The sequence below is a fragment of the Nodosilinea sp. E11 genome, assembly GCF_032813545.1.
GTDB lineage: Bacteria > Cyanobacteriota > Cyanobacteriia > Phormidesmidales > Phormidesmidaceae > Nodosilinea.
Genome location: NZ_CP136514.1, coordinates 254,174 through 279,599, shown reverse-complemented (window position 1 = coordinate 279,599; position 25,426 = coordinate 254,174). Strand labels below are relative to the sequence as shown.

Genomic DNA, 25,426 nt, shown 5'->3' with positions numbered 1-25,426 from the left:
ATCGGTACACCACCACCACCCTCCTGGCACTACGCCGAAACCCAACCTACAGCGAGGGGCGATCGCACTACCTTTACCTTTACTTAAGGTCCCATCTTTTCAACTTTGCAGCTATTATTTTTTGGATCACGTCGGTCCTGAATGAGTTCAGATGCTCTTTCATCGTCTTCGCATCGTCTTCCCATGCGTCGTCTTTGATTGCTACTCCTTCGCCGTTCGTATCTCCGATGTAGAGATGTTTCTTCGGTGTAGACTCCCGAGTGACATGGACTCGCTTGCTCACAGTTACACTCTCAAAAAGTTTTGAATAGATCAGGTCTGGACTCTTATTAAGGATATTGGCGTCTTCATTTACCAGGGTAGACGGTGCTAACATAGAGTCTCCGCTTACGGTTAAGTGGAGTTTTGTACCTGTGGGACCAGCCTCAACGGTTTTCATTTTCCATTCTAATCCTTGAATTTTCCATCCTAGGAACTCCCAAAATTTTGTCTTTACTGGTATGGAAGACTTATCAATCGGCTTCAATTCTCCTACTTTCTTCCAAGCATGATTTAACCATTCTGTTTGACGCTGTTCGCGTCTTGCTACTATCTCCTCCGTGACACTGGCTTGGTCGATGTGCCATGATGTGCCACACAGAACATCTATCTCTGCTTTGAGGTAATTATCCATCTCCGAATTCCATTTGGTTTTGCCTTGGAGCTGCTTATGGTCGTATAAGCTCTCTGGCATAACTTCGTACAGATACGCCTTCTCTCTGCGTAATGCGTCTTTTGCCACCGCTCTCATTCGGTTCTGCACGATTTGCGCTATGACTTCACGATCCTCCGTGTCCATAATTCGATTTGTATCATTTGATAAGATCGTAAATGCTTCGCTTGCCTTTGTCGCGCCGCTTACATCTGTTTCGAAGTAGCCTGCTATTGTCTGTAGTACTGCCAATACCGTAAGGTGTTCGGCCCCATCAACTTTCTTCTGTGCATCCTCTACGTCTTGTATCAGATCCGCGTCGTTGGTTAGTTTCCGTGCCTGGATTACTTGGTTTAATCCCGGCATCAGCATCATCGGCTGCACTGCTTTCCCGTTCTGCTGCACTACATGCGTCAACTCATGGGCGATCAATTCCTGCCCTCCGCTACTCCCAGGAGTATATTCTCCCTGCCGAAAGAAGATATCTTGCCCGGTGGTGAAAGCCTTTGCTTGAATTGAGCGATTGAGTTGATCCGATCGCCCATCTGTATGAACTTTCACCCCGCTAAAATCAACGCCACCAAACGCCTGTTCCATCGGTTCTCGGATCGAGTCGGCCAGCGGTTGCCCACTACCGCGAGATTGCTGAATGGCGAAGTCAAGGTCGTCACTGGCGGCAACAGCTCCGCTCCCTTGGCGTTGCAATAACGGTTTCATTTGCAACTCGTCTTCTTCATCCGGCTCCACTTCCCGTTGCAGGAAATCGGGTTTCATCTGAAGCTCACCTTCCTCGGTCAGTTCCATGCGCTGAACCTGGTCCGCTTGGGGTTGGTTTGCGGTGGGCGAATTGATATGCTGTACCATCTGAACAGCCACTCGATCGGCCTCTTGCTCATACTTATCGCCCGGTGCGCCGATGGTCAGCTTGGCCTGAATGGGCTGGGGGCAGCTGCCACCCGGCTCCAATACCGAAAACTCTGCCGGTTGACTCTCATGGGCTGGGCTGGCGGGGGTTTGATCCTGGCGCTGTAAGACCGGGGCAAAGGGGCGCGATCGTAGGGCATCCGCATTAGCTTTGGGGGAAGACTTAGGTAACTCTTTCCGATGAGAAGATTGATAGCGCGGCATAGTGTACCTGCGATCGCAGCGGTGGATGCCTTATTTTCCCATAGGATTTTAGAATCCCCTTCAGACTATGGTCGAAATGTGTCTGATCTCCAAATGTCACTAATCTAGGCTCGCTAGTGGCACTGGTAGGTTGAGTTGCGCGCTAGCAAAACCCAACAAAACCATCGGTTAAATTGGCATTACGGTAGAGCCAGAAGGCTTGTGAGTGTTGGGTTTCGTTCCTCAACCCAACCTACTATTTTCCTCATGCTGTGGCTACGATACCGAGGCTGGGGGCCGATCGATATTTGCCAAAGGTCGAGATGTTGGTGGGGTAAATCTACCGTTGAGACCTGCAGGGCCAGAAGGGGGCAGGGGAAAGCTACATTGTGGGCGATCGCTTCGCATGTTTTACAGTGCCGCTACATTCATGGGTAGAGCCGCATTGCGAGTGCGTCCCTGGGCCACGAGGGTTGCCATTTTGTCTTTCATTTGTGGAGATAAGTGATTAGAGGGCACTGCCTGCGGATACATCGGTGCGCCATTTTCATCGGTCATGGGATTACCCAACGGATCGGTCAATTGAGGCATGGTGATGTTGTCAGCTAGGTGCCCTCCCTGCCCGGAATGAGAGCTGACATTAGTAAACGTCCCATGGCCAGTTTGCTCAAGTTGGGTATGGCTCAAGGCCAGCTGATCCCCGGCACCATAGTTTCCCCCCATAAAGTGAATCGGCAAATTGGGATCTCGAGCCGCCAGTTGTTCTAAGTGAGCCTCGGTATCAAAGTTACCGGCACTGCCCTTAGTCCCGAGTCCGGCAATTTGCGCAAGCCCAGGGATACCCGTTTCATCCCTCGCCGCCTTGTAGGCCGATTTGATAGAACTGTGGAGGACTAGACCCCCTAGCTGCACTCCAGGTTGTCCCCCAGGGCCAGGCTTGGCCAGCTTTTTGGCCAAGTGTGACGCCACCGCTCCCCCCAGCGAAAAACCATGGAGCGTAATGTCTGTCGCAGCAAATCCAGCTGTCTGGTTGACGTAGTTGAAAATTTTTCTGGCGTCGTCGTAGAGGCCCTGTTCACTCATAAATGGCGTACTTTCCCCGCCGAATATGCCGACATCGCGGCTGTTGCCATAGCCCCGATAATTGACTCCAAAGGCGACAGCGCCTTGCCGACAATAGAACTCAGCTACGGGTTCCATCATGTCTTCATTAGGGCCACCACTGCCTGAAAAGAGAATCACCGCTTTGCCTGCCGATGGATTGCCGGTATAGGCGGGTTTGGGGTCGTATCGCCGTCCCCTAAGAATATATTTGTTGCCAAAGCCACCCCCAGCGATCGCGATATCTTGAGCGACATAGGATTTGGTGCCCTGATGGTCGAGCTGATTGGTTGGGGTTTGAATCTTTTTGCGATCTTTCTCCCAGCCAAAGGTCATTCTTGCCGCCACCTCTGCGCCGATCGCCCCGACCCCCAACAACGGCAAGAAGGCCAAGTCTGACATGATCCGGCCAACTTTGCCCCTGGCAGGCTGCACGACTGCGTCGGAGGTAGTCTGCGCAATGGCGATCGGCTGACGATTGATCGGAAGATCGCTGCCGATCTGAGTATCCCGATTCTGCTGCACCACATGGGTCAACTCGTGGGCAATCAGCTCTTGGCCGCCCTGGCTTCCCGGCTGGTAAGCCCCCTGGCGGAAAAACACATCCTGTCCGGTGGTAAAGGCTTTGGCCTGAATGGAGCGATTGAGCTGGTCTGCTTGGGTATCGGTATGCACCCGCACGCTGCTAAAGTCGGCCCCCATGGCCTGGCCCATCTGCTGTTGCAGTGAGGGGGCTAGCGGCTGCCCCAGCCCCCTCGCCCGGTGGATAGAGGTCTCCAGGTCTGGGGAAGCTGTTCCTGTAATTGCGTTAGCGTGGCCGGTGGCCCGTTGAATGGGGGGTGGATCAGATTGAGGCGCATGGATGCGCTGCACGACTTGCTTGGCGACGCGATCAGCTTCTTGTTCGTAGGGGTCGTTGGGAGCACCGATAGTGAGCTTGGGTTGCACGGACGGTGGAAACCCGCTATCGGCACTAAAGACAGAAAACTCGACGGTGGGGCTGCCCACCGACTGGGGTTCCGAAACGGCTTCTACGGCGTCTGCTGGCTGTGCAAAAGGGCGAGGTGCCAACGGGTTGGATGATGGTGCGATCGCAGCCTTAGTAGACTCTTGCTTTTGAGGTGAGGTGTGGCGTGTCATAGCATACGTTCCGATCGCAGCGGATGTTCACGATCGTCTCATAGCTGCTCACAATACGCCTTAGACCATGGTCGATGCCTGCAAGTGGGGTGGTGCGATCGCAAAACCCCACAAAACCGTCGGTCAAATTGGCATTACGGTGGGGCTAGAAGGTCTGTGGGTGTTGGGTTTCGTTCCTTAACCTAACCTATGGCGCAGGCGATCGCACTAATGATCTTCTCCTCTTAGAACAATTCCGCTCGCTGCGTCATACCCTGTTTTCCAGTCCCTAGCATAACTGTTAGCTTCTGCAAATGTGGCACAATCTATAAACTTCATGCCGCGCTGCACTTCTTCAAATTTTTCTGTATCAAGGTTTAACCATCGTATTTTTACATTTTGGAAGTTTTTTCGCCACAACTCGTCGTAGGTAACAGTGGGTTCACCCCCTATAAATTGCCCCTGGGTTGGATCAACTACGATCTTTTTCCCATTGACTAGCACAACAATAACAAAATGATTTCGGTTACCATCCCTACGTGTTTTGCCAAAAGCTAAAATTCCACGGTAAAACACAGTAAAATTATTGTTCGCCAGTAATGCGCCTATCTCTTTTGCGGCGGGGGCACAGTCGCCTTCATTTTTAGTATTCCATTTTAAGTATGTTTTGTCCTGTTCTATCCACTTTATAAAATCGCTTGGGTTGTCGTGTTTATCTCGCTGGATTTGATTTTCAGGGCTGATACCTACCACATGCTTCTGAGCACCGTATACCTTCGGTCTGATTTTCTCACTAGCACCTTTCTGCTGCACTACATGGGTCAGTTCATGGGCAATCAATTCCTGCCCACTACGACTCCCCGGCTCATAGGCTCCTTGTCGAAAGTAGATATCCTGCCCGGTTGTAAACGCTTTTGCCTGAATCGAGCGATTGAGTTGATCCGATCGCCCATCCGTATGCACGTTCACCCCACCAAAATCAACGCCACCAAACGCCTGTTCCATCGGTTCTCGGATTGAGTCGGCTAGGGGTTGCCCACTACTGCGAGATTGTTGGATGGCGGCTTCGAGGCCATCACTGGCGGCGACAGCCCCGTTCCCTTGACGTTGCAGTAATGGTTTCATTTGCAACTCGTCCTCTTCGGGCAGATCCATGCGCTGAATCTGCTCGGCCAGGGGTTTCATTTGAAGCTCGTCTTCTTCGTCAGGCAGGGTTTCCCGTTGCAGGGTTCGGTTGGGGTGGGATGGTTGATCGGAATCCTTGCCAGACGATCTACCACCGCTAAAACTCAATCGCTGCACAACTTCTTTGGCGACGCGATCGGCTTCTTGCTCGTATTTGTCGTTGGGTGCGCCGATGGTGAGCTTGGGTTGGATGGGGAGAGTGCGCCCTCCCTCAGCAAAGAGCGTATATCCGGCTTTTGGGGCTGGCTCACTATCGGTTTGAGGGGTGCGCGGTTCTGCCTCGCTTTTTGGTGGGGTAGCAAAGGGACGGGAGGCGAATCCAATCTGGCTGGGCCGTGAGGTGGAGTGGTCGGATTGCTGCAAGCGAGAACGGTGGCGCGGCATGGCAAAGCTCCGATTTTTTCGGCAGGGTATCTTATTTTCGCATTGGAACAGAACAACCACCATTGGCAGATGGTCGAGGATGGGGCGATCGCCCAACCCACAACAGCGAAGGTAATAGTGGGTGTTGGGGATATCGCCGTGGGTTGTGGGTGTTGGGTTACCCTGCGGGAAGCAAGCTACGGTCCTCAACCCAAACTACGGCTACGGCTACAGGAGACGAGATGGCAGAGGCACCGATGAGCAGAACGTAGGTTGGGTTGCGCGTAGCAAAATCCAACAAAGCCATTGGTTAAATTTGCATTGCGGTGAGTAGAAGGATTATGAGCGTTGGGTTTCTAGGGTCAACCCAAGCTATGGTGAGGGGCGATCACACTCACTGCAACTTCTTCTCGTAAGGCAATCTTAGCAGCTTAAACTTGCGATTTTTTCTGCTAAATGCTTGATGCTTATTGGTCTTATGGATGGTGGAGATTAGATCCGTCTTGGTTAACTTACTATTTTTGTCATACCTAGTCTGAATCAGAGCTTTGATAAAAGCTCCTCCTTGATCTGCATTCTTGAAATAGAATTGCCGGACAACAGAGTATGACTTTGAATGTTTTTTGCCAATCCCATCAAGACCTTTTATTAGCGTAGCTGCTTTTGGCTTTCTTTTCTTGAGTCGGCTAGCGATTGATATTGATCCTGATGGACTGGGGGAGCTAGTTGGAGCAGAATAACCAGGTATGATGGCTTGTAGGGTTAGTTGAGGAACGTTATCGTAGATGTCTTCAACCATTTGAGAGAAATCGACGGTGCTAGGGAACGAATCAAAGTTGGGGGTATAAGACGGTAGTGTTGCTGGAGTTTGCCCACCATACGCGCCAGTACTGGGATTATGAACAGGTTGATCCCTTGTATCTTCAGGGATCGGTTGAAACATATAGGCACTAAAGGAAGGCTGATTTCCGACAGTCACCGCATTTAGAATGTTAGTGGGAACTTGGGCCGTTTCGATGAAGCCACCGAGCATCCCTGAGTTTGTGCGTTTCAGCGTTCCCGTGTAAGGTGCTGGCTGGGAATTAAAGACTAAACCTTCTGCTTGCGCTTGACTAGGGACTACAGCATTCCAGTGGGCACCCTTCGTTAAAGTAAGTTGGGGGAGATTATTCATACCGCTAGGATCAGCAACGGTCGCTTTCCATTGGCTGGGAATCCACCGTTCAAAGGTAACCATTTCTGCATCTAAATTGTTTAGTTCAGAGCCTGGTAAAGCTTTATCAATACTTCCGAGTACCCCAGCATCACGAATTTGCTTTCCAGTTCGCTGATAGGTCTGTTGATCATATCCAACCTGAACGGTGTAATTAAACGCAGTATTATAGTTGTGCATATATTTTTCAGGAACATCCTCCCAGCCTCGCATAAGTCCCTGATTAAATTGCTTATTCTGTTGGGGCGCAAGATTCCCCTCTGCATCAGCGTCTTGTCCTTCCATCAGGGTATGTTCAACCAAATGTCCTCCATCGTAAATATTGCCGATGTTCTTGCGATCAAAAATAGCACGCTCCATGACACCAAAGTGTCCATAAGGTTGAATCACGTTATCATTACGATTTTTACTATCTGTTTTACTAGAGGATGCAGGATCAATACTTGCTTCTACTTTTTCTGCTTTTAAGTATTGGTTCTTATAAGCTTTGGAACCATTGTAGGGGGTGGCACCGAGGTAGAACACTTGGAGAGGGTGAAAATTATATGTCTCGTTTACCAAAGCCTTATTAAAGTACTTCCCAAATACATCGTGTAGCGTTTTTAGTGGTGTATCTTTATTGCCCAAATTCGCGTTATTTGTAATTGTAGACTTGCATTGAATGAAGGGGGTATCGACAAGTTGAGCGTTGATAACAGGGGGAGGGGTATAATCCTCTCTATCCTGATGGAATGCCATCGATTGCTGTACGGCATGGGTTAACTCATGAGCAATCAATTCCTGTCCCCCTTGGCTCCCTGGCTGATACTCCCCCCGTCTAAAAAACAAATCCTGCTTTGTTGTAAAGGCCCTAGCTCCCACTGTACGGTTCAACGCGTCTGCTCGCTCATCCGTATGTACCTTCACCCTACTAAAATCAACGCCACCAAACGCCTGTTCCATCGGTTCTCGGATCGAGTCGGCCAGCGGTTGCCCACTCCCGCGAGATTGTTGGATGGCGGATTCGAGGTCATCACTGGCGGCAACAGCCTCGCTCCCTTGTCGTTGCAGTAATGGCTTCATTTGTAACTCGTCTTCTTCGTCAGGCTCCACCTCCCGTTGCAGGGAATCGGGTTTCATCTGAAGTTCGTCTTCTTCGTTCGGCTCCATTTCCCGTTGGAGTAACGGTTTCATTTGGAGTTCGTCTTCTTCGGGCAGTTCCACGCGCTGAATCTGCTCGGTCAGGGGTTTCATCTGAAGCTCGTCTTCTTCGTCGGGCAGGTTTCCCGTTGCAGGGTTTGGTTGGGGTGGGGCGGTTGATCGGGATCCTGGGCTGACGGGCTCCCACCGCTAAAACTCAACCGCTGTACGACCTCTTTGGCAACGCGATCGGCTTCCTGCTCATATTTATCGTTGGGTGCGCCAATGGTGAGCTTGGGTTGAAGGGGGAGCAATCGCCCCCCCTCAGCAAATATGGAAAACGTGGGTAGGCTCCCCTCTAAAGGCTGGGTTTCAGGCGATCGCGCCTCTACCTCTCCCGGTGTTGGGGTAGCGAAGGGTCGAGGGGCTAATGCCTCGGAGCTTGGATGGGTCTTTGCGGAACGGGTTTGCAGCGATCGCTGAGGTTGGCGCGGCATGGCAAAGCTCCGAGTAGTTCGGCGAGATAGCTTATTGTCTCATGCCATAAGAAAAACGGTTTTAGACCTTAGCCGGGGAGAGGCGATCGCTACACCCAGCCCTTCACTTCAGTATCGGTCAGCGGCCGCTCCAGCTTAAGGTATTCGCTGCGGGCCGCTTGCAGCAGGTGGGGCATAGCGATCTCCTGGTCGGCATCCGCCGCCAAAAACGCGGCGTTGAGTGCAATATTGCGAATGTTGCCCCCCGGCACATTCAGTCGGCCCAATTTGCCATAGTCTAGCGTGGCCAGCGGCGTCTGCGCCGGAAACACCTGCCGCCAAATCTCCGCCCGCTGGGCCGCATCGGGAAACGGAAATTGCACCACAAACCGAATCCGGCGCAGAAAGGCCTGGTCGAGCGACGCCTTTAGGTTGGTGGTGAGAATGGCCAATCCCCGGTAGGCCTCCATCCGTTGCAGCAGGTAGCTCACCTCCAGGTTGGCATGGCGATCGTGAGAATCTTTCACCTCAGTGCGTTTGCCAAACAGGGCATCGGCTTCGTCAAACAGCAGCACCACCCCACTGCCCTCAGCCGCATCAAACACCAGGCGTAGGTTTTTCTCCGTTTCGCCAATATACTTGCTCACCACCGCACTTAGGTCAATGCGATAGACATCGAGCTTCAGGGCGTTGCCCAAAATTTCGGCCGCCAGGGTTTTGCCCGTGCCGCTGGCCCCGGCAAACAGGGCGCTAATGCCCAGCCCCCGCTGCCCTTTGCCCGCAAAGCCCCACTGCTCGTAGACCTTGGCCCGCTGGCGCACATGGGCCGCGACCTCCTTCAAAATGCCCATCTCTTTGTCGGGCAAAACCAGATCGTCCCAGGTGGCGGCGGGGGCAATGCGCTGGGCCAGAGCATCGAGCTGGGGCCGGGCCTGGGTGCTACAGGCCTGCCACAGGCTGGGGAAGAGGTCTGCGCCCTGGGCGGTCTGGCCCTGGGCGGTGCAGCAGATGGTCTCGATCGCTGAGCGGCTGAGGTTGAAGTGAGAGACCAAACTGTCGAGGTGGCCATTGAGGGCAGCGACGCTATCGCCCAGGGCGTGGGTCCACACCTGGCGCTGCTCCTGGGGGTTGGGCAGGGGAACCTCATGGGTGATCTGGGGGCGGCGGCTGGGGCGGCGGCGGGTGGCACTCACCAGCAGAGGCGGCGCGGTGAGGGTGTCGCTGAGGTGGGCGATCGCCCAGTCGCGGTCGGGGCTGTGTCCTTCGGCGCGATCGCAGTTCAGCAGCAGCACCCGGCGGTTGAGCTGCCACTCGCGCTCCCACAGGTCGAGCAGGGCCTGTAGCTGAGTCGGGTCGGTAGGTAGGGTTTCGGCGGTCATGGCCCATAGCTCTAGACCTAGCAGATCGCTAGTCGTGGCCGCGATCGCCCGCATGCTCACCTCATCGCGGCCCCAGAGCTGAAGCACGGGCAGCGATCGCTGACTTTGAGACGCCGCTACCCAGGCCTGAGCCATGGCTTCAGCCAGGGTGCAGTGCGACTCGACCAGTGGGCCGCCCGCCGCCCGCTCCGCGCCCAGCCCCAGCAGGCGCTCACTCAGGGGGCAGTGGCCCATCAGGTAATGCATGACCTGTTCATCTAGCCGCAGGGGGCTATCGACCAGGGCGTTGCCAGGGCCAATATCGACTAGCCGCCAGCGCCGCAGGGGGGCATCGGGCTGTAGCGCCGTCCAGTGGGCCTGGGGGCTAATCGCCAGGGCCAGCCCCCAGGTGGGGTAACTGCGCTGGGAGTCGTGCTGGGCGGCGGCGCAGAGCGTTTTCCACTGGGGGTCAAGCTCCATACCTGCGCTCAGCAGCAGCACCTCGCGCTCAAAGGCCGACAAGCCAAACTGTTGACAGAGCTGATCTAGGGCGGGTGGGCGATCGCTAAAGTCCACCGCTAAGTCCTGCTCTTGCTTGGGAGGTGGGTCGGGCGTAGGGGTGGTGGGGTCGGCCTGGTGGCTGAGCCGCTGGTGCAGCTGGGCGATCGCTGCGATCAGGTAGCGATGGTTGGCCTCATACCAGTCCGTAGCAGACGACGATAGGCTCATGGGTTTAGCTAAGGAATTTGCACCGTAAACTGGCCCGGATTGAGAATTGAAATTACCCCCGCCCAGGCACACATGCATTTGCAGCTGTTGTTCAAGGCGGGGAAATTGTTGATTAACACCGCTGGCGAACCGGGGAACCAGGGGGCCATGGTGACGGGAATGCAGGGCATGGGGGTGAGCACACCCAGGGCGGCGGCGGTGGCGGCGGCCACGGTGGGGTTAGCGATCGAGGTACACAGGCCAAAGGGTGGAATATTGGCGATCGGGGCAAAGTCCATAATAGTTGCCGCTAAGGGGCCACCATCCATGACTGGCAGCCCCTTAGGAAGCACGACCAACGTGCTGGGGGCCACCCCAAAGCTGCACTGCAGGGTGGCCCCCAACACCACTTGAATTGCCATCGCTAATGCCTCCGCCCTAATTAATTTTCACCACAGCACCCTGGATCTTGGTGAGGGCACTGCCCTGCACATCGACCGTCATGCCCTGCAATTTGGCCTGAGCTGTGGCCTGGGCTGTGATCTGGATGCCTTTAATTTCAATCCCGGCGTTGCTCAGAGTAATAGAGCTGCTGCCCACTTTCAGAGTGATTTTGGTCGTTCCGGTCAGGGTAATGGTGCCGCCCTTCACGTCAATGGCTCGGCTTGCACCGCTGGTGCCCGATTTCAGGTTGAGGTCGCCTGTGGAGGTCATATCGATCTTGGTGCCGCTGTCGTTGAGGCACACTAGGTGACCGCCTTTACTTTTTAATTCCAGCTTTTTATTTTTGTCGTCGAGCAGGGCCTGGTGGCCGTCTGTGCTTTTAATTTCGATGTGCTTTTCGGTGTCGTTCAAGTCCAGGTGGTGGGAGCCTTTGGTAGTGAGATATACCCCCTGTTTGCTGTCGCCCTTATCTTCTTCGACAAACTGAAGCTGGTGCCCCAGGCGAGTTTTGAAGGTACGCAGCCTTACCTTGCCATCTTGACCAATGCTCTCCTCAACCTTCTCCGGCGGGGCGTCTTTGCCGTTCCACACGCCGCCAAGTACGTAGGGGCGGTGAATATCGCCGTGCTCAAAGGCCACCAGCACCTCATCGTTAATTTCGGGCAAACAGTCGAACCCTCGACTGACCCCGGCCCCAACCGCCACCATCCGCGCCCAGTTGCTCATATGCTCTTCGGTGAGGGTGGGAAATTTGACCCGCACCCGGCCCCAACCCTTGGGGTCTTTGTTATCGGCCACAATGCCGATCAGGCAAGTTTGCCCCGGCATCAGCTGCACGGCGGGCGTCAAAATTTGCAGCAGGTCGCCGCCCCGCAGCCCCCGCACGCTAAATTCGGTGGTATAGACCCGCTCAGAGAACACATGCCGGGTGGCGGTGACGTAGTAGGTGCCGCTGTACTTGTCCATGTTGGTGAGTTCGACCACCTTGCCGGGGCGAATCAACGGGTTGCCGTCGCTGCGGGCATCGGCCTGCACAAACTCGCCCCCCAGTTCGTTGCAGAGGGCGTCGGCCATGGTTTTAGCCTCGGGTGCCTGGGCGGTGACCTGGTCGACGACGATCAGCTTGGGCTGGGAAGGTTTGCCTTGAAAGGTTGTATGCTTGTTGCCTTTGCCCTGGTCGGTAGCGGTCAGGACGGCGCTGGTGCTGGTGCTGGTTTCGACGATCGCCTTTTTTTGGCTGTAGTCCCAGCCGCGCACTTCTACACTGCTGACCTGCTCGGCGCTGGTCACCTGCACCCTAAAGCTTTGGAGTTCTTTTAGCCAGGCTAGCTTGAGGGTGCCATCTTTTTTGGGCTTGCGAAAGTGAAGTGTGCCATCCTGCACAAACAACTCGTAGCCGTGACGGGCAGCGCGCGATCGCAAAAACTCCATATTGGTCTGGTTTTCTTGGAAGATGTAGCCGCTGGCCCCGCCGATATCGCCGTAGCCGTAGGGCCCGCCGGTGGCGTCTACGGCGCCGGTGGGAATGCCCACCTCTGAGGCAATCTGCCTAACGATATCGGCGTCAGTTTTGTTTTGAAACGACCGGCTGTGTCGCCCCCGGTGCAATCGGTGCGACACATCGTAGCCCCGCACCAAAATGGGGGCCTGGGCATCGTGGGTAAAGTGGGTTTCAATCGCCGTGATTTCTCCCTTTAAAAGCAGCCCTTCTGCCGCCTGGTCAAATTCATCGGCCTCAATGGCGCTAGAAATAAACCCCAGTTCTACGGATTTACCAATGGCCAGCAGTGACTGATGCTTCCAAGCTTTATCCTGCGCTGCTCCCGGCAGATAGTCATTGCGCAGCATCAGGGTAAACATCCCCGGCAAATGCAGGCTCTCTTCCACCGAAATCTGCAAAATATCCTCCAGGAAGGCTGCCCCGACGGCTGCTCCATCGATTTTGATAATCGGTTTGGCAATGTAAGAAATGGCGGGCATGGGGTCAGCAGGAGAGGGACTTGGACGCCAAAAAACGCAACCGTACTCAATATCCTCAGTTCAATGGCAAGGAGGTCGGAGCCAATAGCATGGGCCAATCCTAACGACTCCCCCACCCCAGGGATATTCCACTAAAGTCGAGTTTGTCGGGGACGGCTAGCTCTCGGGCGCGTTGTCGAGGTGAATGCGAGGTCGGTTGTACCACTGAAAGGTGGGGCTGTTAGGGTCTTCGTCACTATCTAAGGGGCTTTCGGCCCCATCGACGATCAGGCGCACCAGGTAATCACCGGGTTTGACGGCGGCGATCGCAACGGTCAGGCGATCGCTGTCCTGGGGCCGAGGGGGCACCTCGATCAGGTAGGTGGCGGGCTGCTGGGTCGACCATTCGTAGAGTGACAGCAGCACACCCTGGGTCGCGCCGATGCGAGGGTTGACCTCCATCTCCACCGTGGCAGAGCAGTGATCTTCATCCCCGACGTCTAGATCCCTCACCTGCACCGATTTGAGCACCGGGCACAGGGTAAAGGGCATCGGGTTAGAACTCATCCCCGCCTGCGGTGCGATGGGTCCGTCGTTGGGGTGCACCTGACGGTGCACAATTTGCAGGCTTTGCACCCCAGCCCGCAGCGCCTCGGGGGGCACGGTGGTTAGCGACAGCATGACCTGGGTGGGGCTAGGATCGAGGGAGGCGACATCGCAGTTACCCAGACGAATGTAGGTGTGCTGCCCTTGCAGGTGTTGACCCTGAATTTGCAGACAACTGCTGGGCAGAATGGGCTGAAGAGGACCTTCCAGAGCCAGCACCTGCTCAATCAGGGGGCGAATGGGGAAGGCCGACACCCCCTGGATTGGCCGCTCGCGTACCGGTAAGGCCCGCTCGGCCGAGTCTTCGCCGTCGATCACCACGGCCATGACCTTATAGGCGATGGAGAGCGAGTAAGGGGTTTGAAAGAATACCGACCAGATTTTGCCCAGATCTTCTAGGGTCAGATCTTCGGCCGTAATTTGAAGTTCTTGCACCTGGTTCGCCAGATCGGAGTTGGCCAAAAAGGCAAAGCTGGAGTCGCGCAGGGTGTCTTGAACCAGCTGGCTCGACAGGGTGGTGCGGTCGTTGAAGGTGCGCACCACGCTGCCCAGCAGGCGCTGGGGTTCGAGTTCGACCTCGTTGCCGTAAAAGCTCAGCAGGTAGTGGAGTTCCAGGGCGGTCTGTCGCCAGGGGGTGCGCTTATTGCGCGATCGCTGGGGCAGGGCATCAGAGTTTTTCAGGGCGTTGTTGCGGGTGACCTGGTAGAGAAATAGGTTAATGCCGGTTTCAGGGGTGCCCTGGCCAATGCGATGGGGGGCCACCGTTGAAATTCGCACGGCCTCGATATGGCGCTGGACGCTGGCCTGGAGCGTTCGCTGCAAAACTGCCGTCACGGTAGCGACGGCCAGGTGGTTGCTCATACAGTCACTAGGCCTGCTTTAAGGGCTTTGACAATGGCCTGGGTGCGACTGGTGACGCCGAGTTTTTCAAAAATACCGGTCAGGTGTGCTTTAACCGTGGCTACGGTGACATGCAGGTGCTCAGCAATGGCGTTGTTAGAGGATCCCTGCACCAGCCAGTGCAGTACTTCCTGTTCGCGCTCGGTTAAATGCAGGTCTTGGCTTCCCTGGAGCGACTGTCCACCGTAGAACCGAAACAGGCGAAAAAAGCTGGCTGCGATTTCAGGCGAAAGGTAAACTTCGTCTCGCAATACCGTGGCGATCGCCTCCACCAGCTGATCGGCCACCCGATCTTTGCAGACATAGCCCTGGGCACCGGCCTGCATGGCCCGAAACACCGACTCGTCTTCCCGATGAGCCGACAGCACCAGCACCCGCGGCGGATGTGCCACCCCCCGCAGCTCCTCCATCACCGATAGCCCACTGCCCTGGGCCAGTTCCATATCGAGCAGCATGAGATTGGGGTGCTGGGTTTGGGTGAGCTTCAGGGCCTGATCTTCGGTTACCGCCTCCCCCACAATGGCCAGGGGGGTAGCCCCACTGGCATTATAAAAATTGAGCAGGGTGCGCAGGCCCTGACGAAACAGCTGAGAGTCTTCAACCAGCAAGAGAGAAACCGGAGCAGCATGGTTCATAGGTGTGCTGAGAAAAGTGGGCTGAGTAAGGTGAGCTAAACATTTCTGACCATGGGGGGCATCCGCCGGGATCTAGAGCTAGGCGTCACGCACCCCCAATGGTGGGTGGCGAGGTAACACCAGGGAAAACTGCGCGCCCCCGGTCGGCAAATTGTCGGCCCAAATCTTGCCGCCGTGGTCTTGCACGATTTGCCGGGCGATGGTCAACCCCAACCCGCTGCCCTGGGGCCGATTGGAGTAGTAGGGCCGAAACATATGCTGCATGTCGGCAGGGGTCAGCCCCGGTCCCTGGTCAGCAATAGTAATCAGCACTTCCTGCCGGAATAGCTGCCATTGGACGTTAACGTTCCCCTGGGGAGGGCTAAAACTCAGAGCATTGCTCAACAGGTTTTCAAACCCCTGGAGTAGTTGGGCCCGATCGGCCATAATGTGCAGGGGCTGAGACGGTAGAGTTAGGTGCACCTGTTTAGCCTGGGCGGACAACTGCAACCCCTGCCAAACCTCCGCAAACAAGTCCTGTACGTCACACCGTTCTACGCTCACCTGGATACGTTGGCAACCCGCGATCAGCTCAGTTAGATGATCGCTCAGGTGCTGGACCGCCGTTTGAATGGCGTCAGCCTGAAGGCGATCTTGCTCGCTCTGAAGGCTTTCGTGCAGGTTGGCGGCATAGAGATGAATCACCGCCAGGGGGTTGCGTAGCTGATGCTCGATGCGCCGCAGAATTTGCTGGCACTGCTCGGCTTGCTGACGGTGCCGGGCCTGCTGTTGGTCTAAGACAAGAGACCGTCTGACAATATCTAGTCCCAGCAATAGCGGCTGAGGTTGGACAAGAGGTCGTTCGACCCAGAGCAGTAGATAGGCCCACTCTGGACTAAGCCCATCTTGAAACTTGAGGCCATAAATAGTAGCCGGAACCGTCGGAGATTGATAAGAAAACTCCCAAACGTTGGGCTGCACTTCTCGGGCTTGGTGGGTGAGGCGGTGTAGAAATTCTTCTGATTCAACCTTGACTTGACTGGCAAACTGATGATGCTCGGAGGTCGGCAAAGCTGTGCGGAAATACTGACGCTGCTTAGCTAGGGGATTGTAATAGGTCAACCAACCGGCAATTGCCGAAAACTGACGTACCAACTGCATTAACTGTAGCTGACCAGCTGAAGCACAATCATCTACCTCAGTAGAAAGTAGCCCTGTAAGCGTTGGCGCAGCTTGATTCATTACTCGTAAATCTTAAGGACCTCAAGAGTAAAAATGCCCTGTATGCCTATTTGATTAACCGCTAGATTCTAAAGAAAATCTAAAGCTTTATACCGCAAAGCCATAAATTTCTAGCTCAATAATACCCCAAAATAATCCCGATTCAACTATTGATATTCAAGCATTAAATCCTTCTGTGGCAACTATCTTGGCCTAATGTAAATTAAATTTACGGTGACAAACGGGCCAGCAATTATTTGAAAACCGAATTAAAACCAGCTGCTTAGGTTAATTAATGTTGAGAAAGTTGGAGTAGCTACAGAATTCAAGTAAAGCTCTTGACATGAAATATTTGCTCTTTAACAAGAGTGAAGGTGATAAGGTTCAAGCTTCTCAGTAGAGTGTCACAACTAAATGGGTTTAAAAACGTCTGAAACCCTTGTTCTGCGGTAAAACCTAGCTCAGTTTAATTAAGCCGCTCTACTTAGACCATAGATCTAGCTGTTAGCTGCAAAGTTTCGACCTAAGTCTAATCGTGTCGCAACCTGTCCGCCCTTAAGCTAAATCTGCGAACCTCATCGGTCTAGGTCTATGATCTCTGCGATCGCTCAGGCGGTAGCTAATATTCTCGCTTCAGGCACATGTCTAACGAGTACCGAGCAGATTGACTTTGGTTATCCGGGGCGCTTGGGCCGCGACCATAAGCCCTGCCTGAATCTTTATCACTACGAGATCCAGTCCGCCCAGGGCCACTACTCTGAGACTAGCCATGAGGTTAATGCAGACGGCCGGAGCCAGGCCCGATCACCGCTCTGGTTTGATCTGTTCTTTGCGTTGATGGTGCAGGACCATACTGCACTAGGGGAACAGCACATGCTGTCGGAGAGCCTTACCCTGCTGCTGCAATACCCCTACATTCCGGCTCGATTTCTCTCTCCACCCCTGCAGGCTTACGAAGCACTACCCCTAAGCGTTGTGCCGATGACGCTAATGGCCCAGCCCACCTTTTGGAGCGCGATCGGCATTCCCTTGCGGCCGGCCCTGCAAATTATGGTAACCACACCCTTTGAAATTCCTAGCCTCGAGCGGGGATCGCTGCTCGAAACGCCCCCGCCCCATGCTCCGCCCTATGGCGATAGGCGATCGTTGGTTGATCGGCGATCGCAGGGGTAGCTGGCGATCGCTCCCCATAGCTCAATAACTCAATCTCTATATTCTTACGGTAAGGATGGCGTCCAATGGCCCTTGATTATTTTGCTCCAGGTGTTTACGTCGAAGAAGTGGATCGGGGCAGTCGCCCCATTGAAGGCGTCAGCCTCAGCGTGGGTGGCTTTATCGGCTTCACCGAAGACGTGCGCGGCGATGCCGAACTCTTTAAACCCATGCTGGTGACCACGTGGGATCAGTATTTAGAGGCCTTCGGCAAACCGGGTTCCGACGGCTTTACCGACTTCAATGCCTACCTACCCTTTGCTGTCAACGGCTGGTTTCTCAACGGTGGTGGCCGCTGCTGGGTAACCAGCATTGGTACCCGTCTGCCCGGTTCCCCCATGCCTCCCCCCGAGGATACTGGCCACAAATTGCCCACCTCCAGCGGTAAGCCCTCCCTGCGGTTTAACCTTCAGGCTGCCGACGATACGCCAGCTCTACCGGCAGCGGGTAGCGGGGGCCGAATTCGGGTGGTGATCCGCGATGGTGAACCCAAACCCCTGGCCGATGACGCCCCCGACGACGCCGAACCACCGATGAATACAGGCGAGTTCTTCACTGTTTTTGTCACCCAAGACGGCGAAGAAGTGGAGCGCTATCCCCACCTGACCATGAACCCCGAACCCCAGGCGGCGGTGGCTGACTATGCGATCGCCGCCCTGGCTGAGTCCCAATACGTGTCGCTCGCCGATATTTCTCTTGCTGGGCAGCCTCTCTCCCGTCGTCCAGCCAACGGAGTCTACGAGCTATCGCCACCGCCCTACATTTCTCCTGAAGACCGCTTTTCGCGCGATGTCCAGGGTCAACGGGACGATCGCACCGGCATGCAGGGCATGTTTGAAGTGGACGAAGCCGCCATGATCGCCTTCCCCGACCTGATGCGGGTCTACCAGGAAGGGTTAATGGATATCGATCAGGTGCACGGCGTCATGGAATCGATGCTGAGCATGTGTGAAAACTCCTTCCCCGGGCCAGCCTACCGCATGGCGGTGATCGACACCCCACCGATCAAACCCGGCAAAGGCATGGAAGCCGTAGCACCCGAGCAGCAAAAACCCCAGGACGTGGCTCAGTGGCTGAGCCTATTCAACCGCCGCTCAATGTTTGGCGCACTCTACTATCCCTGGATTAAAGTTGCTAACCCCCGCAATGCCGGTCGACCGATTATGGTGCCCCCCTGTGGCCACATGATGGGCATTTGGTGCCGTACCGACGAATCGCGCGGTGTGTTTAAAGCCCCCGCCAACGAAACCCCTCGCGGTGTTATCGGCCTCTCCTATGAGACTAATATGCGCGAACAGGAGTTACTCAACCCCATGGGCATCAACTGCATCCGCAACTTCGCCAATTACAATCGCGGCCTCAAGGTGTGGGGCGCGCGCACCCTGGTAGAACCCGACAATGTGCAGTGGCGTTATATTAGCGTTCGTCGTCTGCTCAGCTACATCGAAAAATCGATTGAAATTGGCACTCAGTGGGTTGTCTTTGAGCCTAACGATCAAGACCTTTGGGCTAGAGTCACGCGCACCGTCAGCAATTTTCTAGAACGACTCTGGAGAGAAGGAGCGCTCTTTGGCTCATCCCCAGCAGAAGCCTTTTTTGTGAAGTGCGATGGTGAGCTCAACACCCACGAAACGATGATGCTAGGGCGTCTCTATGTAGAAGTTGGCGTCTGTCCGGTACGCCCGGCAGAATTTGTCATCTTCCGCATTAGCCAATGGGCTCCTAATCAATAAGTAAGTGTTCTAAGCACATCAGAGGTTAGGCAAAACGCTGAGGACTGTTAACCCAGTCTATTGTGGTCAAACTCCATCGGCGCTTTGCCTAACTGCATCAATCTAGCCCATTCATTCTATTCGCTAAAACCTGACAATGTTGAGGAAATAATGCCATGGCCGATCTGAATAAACCCCTAGCCCCTAGTAGTTTCTATTTAGAAATCAAAGGCATTGCTGAAGGGGAAGAATCTATTTTTAAAAGCGTCAGCCTACCCCAATACAAACCCAAGGTGCAGGGCGGCCAGAAAGCTATAGGCACCACCAAGGGTGGCAAGTCCATTATGCAGGTAAACTCTGCTGGTTTTGAGGGGCTCTTTACCATTGACTGTGTTTGTATTGCCAGCGGCGATAGCAAAAGCACTAGCGTCAAAATGTATAAGTGGTTTGAAGAGTGTCTGCCTGCTTCCAATGGCGGTAAAGGGAAGTGGCGCAGCAATACCAAGGAGGGCGCTATCACCGCCTACGACAGTGACGGTAAAGAAATTGCCCGTTGGGATTTTTTAGAGGCCTGGCCTTCCAAATACAAATGTGCAGACCTCGATGTTACTGCCGATGCTTACATTGAAGAAACTTATACCCTCACCTGTGAAAAATTTAACCGTACCAAGTAGGAATAATCCACAATGGTTCAGTATCTAACCAGTTCCAAATTCTACTTTGAAATTGATGGCGTTACGGCCCTCTTGGTCAAGACCGTCTCTGGGCCTTCAATTTCGATGACCGTTGCCGGAGGCGACTCTGCCATTGGCGTTACTAAAGGTGCCAAGACCCAGACTCAGGCCATCATTGGCGGAGTAGAGTACGATTCAGCCATTACCCTCACCTATGTGGGGGGCAATGAAGGCGATCAGGAAAAGTTATTTGATTGGTACAATAAGTGCCACCCAGATGCCTATTCTGGGGGAGGAGCCGAAGCTATAGCAAGCCGTAAGACAGGCTCCCTAGTAATCTACGATCCAGATGGTAAAGAAGCGATGCGGTTTAACTTTACCGATCTGTATCCAGGCTCTATAACCCAGATTAGTTCTCTCTCCGTAGACAGCGGTGGTCAGCTGGCTGAAGACACCCTTGAACTCTACTTTACTCAGGTTATTCGCAAGCTATAACCTATGACTGGCTTTCCTGAACTACTCAGCAATGCTCGCTTCTATTTAGAGCTCAAATTAGAAGGCAGCAACGATAGCGTTGACGGCATTTTTATGGACTGTAGTGGCTTTCAACAATCCCAAGATGTGATTGAGATCAGTGAGGTAACACCCCAGTTATGGGGTAAAAAAGGTGACACTAAGGGACGCGTGGTTCGAACTAAGTTGCCGGGGAATGTGACTTATACTAATTTGTCCTTGCGCCGGGGGTTAACTTCTTCCATGACCTTGTGGAACTGGCTGCAACAAATTCAGCAGGGCCACTGGGCCGAGCAGCGTCGGGATGGTGCTTTAGTGATCTACAACCAAGCTGCGGAGGAACAGTTTCGGTTTGAGTTTCAGGGAGCCTGGCCTGTGCGCTATAAAATTTCTGATTTAGACGTTAATAGCGGCGATTTTAATGTTGAAGAAATGGAGGTAGTGGTGGAATATCTCAATCGGGTCGAGCCTAAATAAATATCGATGGAGCAGGGCTAGGGGCGCATTACTATTGTCTTGTGTAACGCAATCAAAATCAAATATTAGGGCTAGAGGGAATGGTGAGCTATGTCGATGCAGTTTAGTAATGAGCTTGGGTTACCACCAATCGTAAAACAGTCTGGAGTTGCGATCGCACCAACACCCGAAGGCGACCGAGGACCCATAGTTGCTAACAGGTTGCAAATGGAATTTGCCTTTGAGTTGCCCAAGGGCTATCTCGATAGCGACGGCAATCTCCATCGCAAAGGCATCATGCGGTTAGCCAAGGCGATTGATGAAATTGTGCCTATGCGAGACCCCCGAGTGCAGTCCAACCCGGCCTATGCCACGGTAATTATTTTATCGCGGGTGATTACCCAATTGGGAGCCCTCGGTGCGGTTTCGCCTCTGGTAATCGAAGGACTATTTGCCTGTGACCTAGACTATTTGCAAAAGTTTTACCGCCACATCAACGAGCTAGACAGCCCAGAGCCCGCGATCGCCTAATACCGTTTACCCACCCGCGCCCATGACTGCGTTACTTCCCCCTACCGAATTTGCCTTTACCCTGCCTCGGGGCTTGCTGGGCAGCGACGGAACTGTGCACCGTCATGGAGTCATGCGGTTGGCCACCGCGCGGGACGAGTTGACGGTGGAGCGCGATCGCGCCGCCCAGGCCCAACCGGGCTACGCCGACCTGGTCATGTTCGCCCGCGTGATTACCCGCTTAGGAGAATGGTCTACCCTGACACCCACGCTGCTCGAAGAGCTATTTACCGTAGACTTGGCCTATTTGCGGGAGTTTTATAACCGCATTAACCAATCTAACCAGGCCCATATTCCGGCGGAGTGTCCCCAATGCTGCCATGCCTTCGTCGTGGAGCTTGCCCTGGCGGGGGAGTTTTGACCTACCCCGCCGATGACCTGCAGGCGGAGGTAGCGTTTTTGTCGATGCAGGTGCACTGGACCCTAGACGAAATTTTGAGCCTAGAGCACCGCGATCGCAACCGCTGGATTGACCAGATTAACCGCCTTACCGAGTAACCCCATGGCCGATCTGTCTGATCTTACTGATGCTTCGCCACCGCTGGTTCAGGCCTTGGACAGCAGGGCTCTCGGCTCCCAAGACATCGCCGACCTCAGTCGCTTAGCCGACAAAATTTTTGAAGATCCTGTAGCCCTGAGACATCTATGCGATCGAGTTTATGCCCTGATGCAGCAAGACCTCCAGCGCCAGCGCGAACGCACCCGCCCCCGATAGACGTCCCTATTCCCCAGATTCTGCTGCTATGAGCAAAAACGGCAACGTTACCCACGGACTCAACTACGTCACCACCAATCGCTTCTATGTCGAAATCGACAGCCAGATTACAGCATCGTTTACCGAATGCGCTGGACTAGGGGTGCAGATTAAAAAAGAGGTTTTGATGGAAGGGGGCGTTAACGAACAGCAGCGCATTCTCCTCGGGCAGGCCGAGTTTTCTGATGTTACCCTACGCCGTGGTCTCAGTGACGACCCCGCCTTTTGGAACTGGATTGCGCCGCTGCTGGCCCAGCACTCTGCCGGGAAGCCACCCAAAAACCATCGCCGCAATCTCAACATTTTGGTGTTTAACCAAGCTGGCGAAACCATGCAGTGCTGGACGCTAATCGGCGCGGTACCCGTAGGCTGGAAAGCCCCCGATCTGCAGGCTGATGGCGCAACGGTGGCCATTGAAGAACTGACCCTGGCCTATGAGGGAGTTAAAGTCGCCTTTAAGAGCAACGGCGGTGGGGCATCGACTAATTTGCGCCGCGACCAATCAGGCTACTTTTCCAGCAACTAACCCCTCGCCCCGGATGCGCCCATGGCTCAACTCCCTACCAATGCCGCCGATCGACCCCTGGGACACCACCATCCCCTCGGGGCAAATCATTGGCGGCAGCCGTTAGGAGCACGCTCCCTGGGCATTCTTGATTTGACAATTTTTTTTCCCACCGGTTTTCCCGATGGTGCTGACCAGCAGCCCGAGTTGACTAACCAGCGCCAAAGTACCGCGATCGCCGATCCGGCAGTTTTGCCTTTAGCTAGGCCGGTTCAACGATCCGTTAACCTTAACCAGTTACCTCCAACCACCGCTTTCTCCGCCCCCTTTACTGATCGCAATGAGCGATCGCTGGACGTAGCCCCAGGCACTATGCCACCAGCGTCACTGCTGCCTCTGTCAGGGGCGACCCCTGCTGATGTAGCACGAAACGATAACCTTCCCTTATCTCCCCAACCCCTAAGGCTTCAGCCAGATATTGCAATATCTGGGCCATTGCAAGGCGACTCGATTCAGCGGGGGAGAGAGTCCAGTCAGACTGGCTCAAGGTCGCAACCAATGCCCCTGGACCTTTCCGTATCGCCAATTCAATCAGATTCAGGCCAGCTTCAGGGCAACCCGAGTCAGCGGACATCGGATCTTAGCCAGTCTGAGTCGACTTCACAGCCAACCTCCCTGGCCTCTTCTGTATCCCCAGTTCAATCAGACTTAGGACAGACTCAGGGCGACTCGATTCAGCGGACCGTGGATCTTAGCCAGGCTCAAGGTGATTTAGTTCAACGGGTACTAGAGCCCAATCAGGCTAGCTCAACGTCGCAATCAGCGTCCCTGGCCCCTTCTGTATCCTTAATTCAATCAGGCTCAGGTCAGTTTCAGGGCAACCCGATTCAGCGGACAGTGGCTCTTAGCCAGTCTGGATCGACTTCACAGCCAACCTTCCTAGACTCTTCTGTATCCCCCATTCAATCAGGCTTAGGTCAGCTTCAGGGCAACCCGAGTCAGCGAACATCGGATCTTGGCCAGTCTGGCTCAACGGCACAGCCGATAGATCTGGACCTTTCCATATCCCCAGTTCAATCAGGCCAGCTTCAGGACGACTCGATTCAGCGGACAGCGGATCTTAGCCAGGCTCAAGGTGATTCAGTTCAACGGGTATTAGAGCCCAATCAGGCTGGTTCAACATCGCAACCAATGCCCCTGAGCCCTTCCGTATCGCCAATTCAATCAGATTCAGGCCAGCTTCAGGGCAACCCGAGTCAGCGGACAGTGGATCTTAGCCAGTCTGGCTCAACGGCACAGCCGATGGATCTGGATCCTTCCATATCCCCAGTTCAATCAGGCCAGCTTCAGGACGACTCGATTCAGCGGACAGCGGATCTTAGCCAGGCTCAAGGCGATTCAGTTCAACGGGTATTAGAGCCCAATCAGGCTGGTTCAACGTCGCAACCAATGCCCCTGGACCTTTCCGTATTGCCAATTCAATCAGATTCAGGCCAGTTTCAGGGCAACCCGAGTCAGCGGACAGTGGATCTTAGCCAGTCTGGCTCAATGGCACAGCCGATGGATCTGGATCCTTCCATATCCCCAGTTCAATCAGGCCAGCTTCAGGACGACTCGATTCAGCGGACAGCGGATCTTAGCCAGGCTCAAGGTGATTCAGTTCAACGGGTATTAGAGCCCAATCAGGCTGGTTTAACGTCGCAACCAGTGCCCCTGGACCTTTCCGTATCGCCAATTCAATCAGACTTAGGACAGACCCAGGGCGACTCGATTCAGCGAACAGTGGATCTTAGCCAGTCTAGAGCGACTTCACAGCCAACCTCCCTGGCCTCTTCTGTATCCCCAGTTCAATCAGACTTAGGACAGACTCAGGGCGACTCGATTCAGCGGACCGTGGATCTTAGCCAGGCTCAAGGTGATTTAGTTCAACGGGTACTAGAGCCTAATCAGGCTAGCTCAACGTCGCAATCAGTGTCCCTGGCCCCCTCTGTATCCTCAATTCAATCAGGCTCAGGTCAGTTTCAGGGCAACCCGAGTCAGCGGACATCGGATCTTAGCCAGTCTGAGTCGACTTCACAGCCAACCTCCCTGGCCTCTTCTGTATCCCCAGCTCAATCAGACTTAGGACAGACTCAGGGCGACTCGATTCAGCGGACCGTGGATCTTAGCCAGGCTCAAGGTGATTTAGTTCAACGGGTATTAGAGCCCAATCGGGCTGGTTTAACGTCGCAACCAGTGCCCCTGGACCTTTCCGTATCGCCAATTCAATCAGATTCAGGTCAGTTTCAGGGCAACCCGAGTCAGCGGACAGCGGATCTTAGCCAGTCTGGGTCGACTTCACAGCCAACCTCTCTGGCCCCTTCTGTATCCCCAGCTCAATCAGACTTAGGACAGACTCAGGGCGACTCGATTCAGCGGACCGTGGATCTTAGCCAGGCTCAAGGTGATTTAGCTCAACGGGTACTAGAGCCCAATCAGGCTAGCTCAACGTCGCAACCAGCGTCCCTGGCCCCTTCTGTATCCTCAATTCAATCAGGCTCAGGTCAGCTTCAGGGCAACCTGATTCAGCGGACATCGGATCTTGGCCAGTCTGGCTCAACGGCACAGCCGATGGATCTGGACCTTTCCGTATCCCCAGTTCAATCAGACTCAGGTTATCAGGGCGACTCGATTCAGCGGACAGCAGATCTTAGTCGGTCGTCAACTGCACAGCCAACCTTCTCGAACCCTTCTGTACTTCCAATTCAATTAGACTCAGGCCAGCGTCAGGGCGACTCGATTCAGCAGACAGCGGATCCTAGCCAGGCTCAAGGTGATTCAGTTCAACGGGTATTAGAGCTCAATCA

At 54.4% G+C, this 25,426-nt stretch carries 21 protein-coding genes; 10 read left to right on the top strand and 11 right to left on the bottom strand.

Translation table 11 applies throughout. From position 1 onward, the window contains the following. Positions 1–79 precede the first annotated feature (79 nt). From RRF56_RS01105 to RRF56_RS01055, 11 genes are all read right to left on the bottom strand, one after another. Positions 80–1,819 carry a DUF4157 domain-containing protein gene (locus tag RRF56_RS01105; RefSeq protein WP_317033563.1) on the bottom strand — a complete coding sequence of 580 codons (1,740 nt, stop codon included), beginning with the start codon at positions 1,817–1,819 and terminating at the stop codon, positions 80–82. A 390-nt stretch (positions 1,820–2,209) separates the two neighbouring features. Next, positions 2,210–4,039 (bottom strand): DUF4157 domain-containing protein, encoded by a 1,830-nt coding sequence (locus RRF56_RS01100; RefSeq protein WP_317033562.1) that lies wholly within the window; start codon positions 4,037–4,039, stop codon positions 2,210–2,212. 207 nt (positions 4,040–4,246) lie between these two features. Next, the gene (locus tag RRF56_RS01095; RefSeq protein ID WP_317033561.1) at positions 4,247–5,587 is read right to left on the bottom strand and encodes a DUF4157 domain-containing protein; all 1,341 of its coding nucleotides are present in this window, start codon (positions 5,585–5,587) and stop codon (positions 4,247–4,249) included. Positions 5,588–5,960: 373 nt separating this feature from the next. Then, entirely contained in the window at positions 5,961–8,012 is a 2,052-nt protein-coding gene (locus tag RRF56_RS01090; protein ID WP_317033560.1) for a DUF4157 domain-containing protein, read from the bottom strand. Continuing rightward, positions 8,009–8,395, bottom strand: a complete 387-nt coding sequence (locus tag RRF56_RS01085) for a hypothetical protein (protein WP_317033559.1) — start codon at positions 8,393–8,395, stop codon at positions 8,009–8,011. Before RRF56_RS01085 ends, RRF56_RS01090 begins: the two co-directional genes overlap by 4 nt. A gap of 89 nt (positions 8,396–8,484) precedes the next feature. Beyond that, on the bottom strand, positions 8,485–10,461 hold the full coding sequence (locus RRF56_RS01080) for an ATP-binding protein (RefSeq protein ID WP_317033558.1): 1,977 nt from the start codon (positions 10,459–10,461) through the stop codon (positions 8,485–8,487). An 8-nt stretch (positions 10,462–10,469) separates the two neighbouring features. After that, entirely contained in the window at positions 10,470–10,862 is a 393-nt protein-coding gene (locus RRF56_RS01075) for a DUF4280 domain-containing protein (protein WP_317033557.1), read from the bottom strand. 16 nt (positions 10,863–10,878) lie between these two features. Beyond that, positions 10,879–12,864, bottom strand: a complete 1,986-nt coding sequence (locus RRF56_RS01070) for a VgrG-related protein (RefSeq protein ID WP_317033556.1) — start codon at positions 12,862–12,864, stop codon at positions 10,879–10,881. A 156-nt stretch (positions 12,865–13,020) separates the two neighbouring features. Then, positions 13,021–14,310 carry a DUF4255 domain-containing protein gene (locus tag RRF56_RS01065; RefSeq protein ID WP_317033555.1) on the bottom strand — a complete coding sequence of 430 codons (1,290 nt, stop codon included), beginning with the start codon at positions 14,308–14,310 and terminating at the stop codon, positions 13,021–13,023. After that, positions 14,307–14,984 (bottom strand): response regulator transcription factor, encoded by a 678-nt coding sequence (locus RRF56_RS01060; protein ID WP_317033554.1) that lies wholly within the window; start codon positions 14,982–14,984, stop codon positions 14,307–14,309. The genes RRF56_RS01065 and RRF56_RS01060 overlap by 4 nt, the downstream gene beginning before the upstream one ends. A gap of 78 nt (positions 14,985–15,062) precedes the next feature. Then, positions 15,063–16,118, bottom strand: a complete 1,056-nt coding sequence (locus RRF56_RS01055; protein ID WP_317033553.1) for a HAMP domain-containing sensor histidine kinase — start codon at positions 16,116–16,118, stop codon at positions 15,063–15,065. Between the two features lie 657 nt (positions 16,119–16,775). Between RRF56_RS01055 and RRF56_RS01050 the strand changes: the two genes are divergently transcribed. From RRF56_RS01050 to RRF56_RS01005, 10 genes are all read left to right on the top strand, one after another. Beyond that, positions 16,776–17,357, top strand: a complete 582-nt coding sequence (locus RRF56_RS01050; RefSeq protein WP_317033552.1) for a Pvc16 family protein — start codon at positions 16,776–16,778, stop codon at positions 17,355–17,357. A 65-nt stretch (positions 17,358–17,422) separates the two neighbouring features. Next, the gene (locus RRF56_RS01045) at positions 17,423–19,129 is read left to right on the top strand and encodes a phage tail sheath family protein (protein WP_317033551.1); all 1,707 of its coding nucleotides are present in this window, start codon (positions 17,423–17,425) and stop codon (positions 19,127–19,129) included. A 155-nt stretch (positions 19,130–19,284) separates the two neighbouring features. Beyond that, positions 19,285–19,782, top strand: coding sequence for a phage tail protein (locus RRF56_RS01040; protein ID WP_317033550.1), 498 nt, complete (start codon positions 19,285–19,287; stop codon positions 19,780–19,782). A gap of 12 nt (positions 19,783–19,794) precedes the next feature. Then, positions 19,795–20,277, top strand: coding sequence for a phage tail protein (locus tag RRF56_RS01035; RefSeq protein ID WP_317033549.1), 483 nt, complete (start codon positions 19,795–19,797; stop codon positions 20,275–20,277). Positions 20,278–20,280: 3 nt separating this feature from the next. Then, positions 20,281–20,772 carry a phage tail protein gene (locus tag RRF56_RS01030; RefSeq protein WP_317033548.1) on the top strand — a complete coding sequence of 164 codons (492 nt, stop codon included), beginning with the start codon at positions 20,281–20,283 and terminating at the stop codon, positions 20,770–20,772. 207 nt (positions 20,773–20,979) lie between these two features. Next, on the top strand, positions 20,980–21,282 hold the full coding sequence (locus RRF56_RS01025) for a hypothetical protein (protein WP_317033547.1): 303 nt from the start codon (positions 20,980–20,982) through the stop codon (positions 21,280–21,282). A gap of 22 nt (positions 21,283–21,304) precedes the next feature. After that, positions 21,305–21,682: a hypothetical protein gene (locus RRF56_RS01020; protein ID WP_317033546.1), complete on the top strand. Its 378-nt coding sequence runs from the start codon at positions 21,305–21,307 to the stop codon at positions 21,680–21,682. Beyond that, on the top strand, positions 21,679–21,819 hold the full coding sequence (locus RRF56_RS01015; RefSeq protein WP_317033545.1) for a DUF6760 family protein: 141 nt from the start codon (positions 21,679–21,681) through the stop codon (positions 21,817–21,819). The genes RRF56_RS01020 and RRF56_RS01015 overlap by 4 nt, the downstream gene beginning before the upstream one ends. 4 nt (positions 21,820–21,823) lie before the next feature. Beyond that, positions 21,824–22,036, top strand: a complete 213-nt coding sequence (locus RRF56_RS01010) for a hypothetical protein (RefSeq protein WP_317033544.1) — start codon at positions 21,824–21,826, stop codon at positions 22,034–22,036. Positions 22,037–22,064: 28 nt separating this feature from the next. Continuing rightward, entirely contained in the window at positions 22,065–22,601 is a 537-nt protein-coding gene (locus RRF56_RS01005; protein ID WP_317033543.1) for a phage tail protein, read from the top strand. Positions 22,602–25,426 lie beyond the last annotated feature (2,825 nt).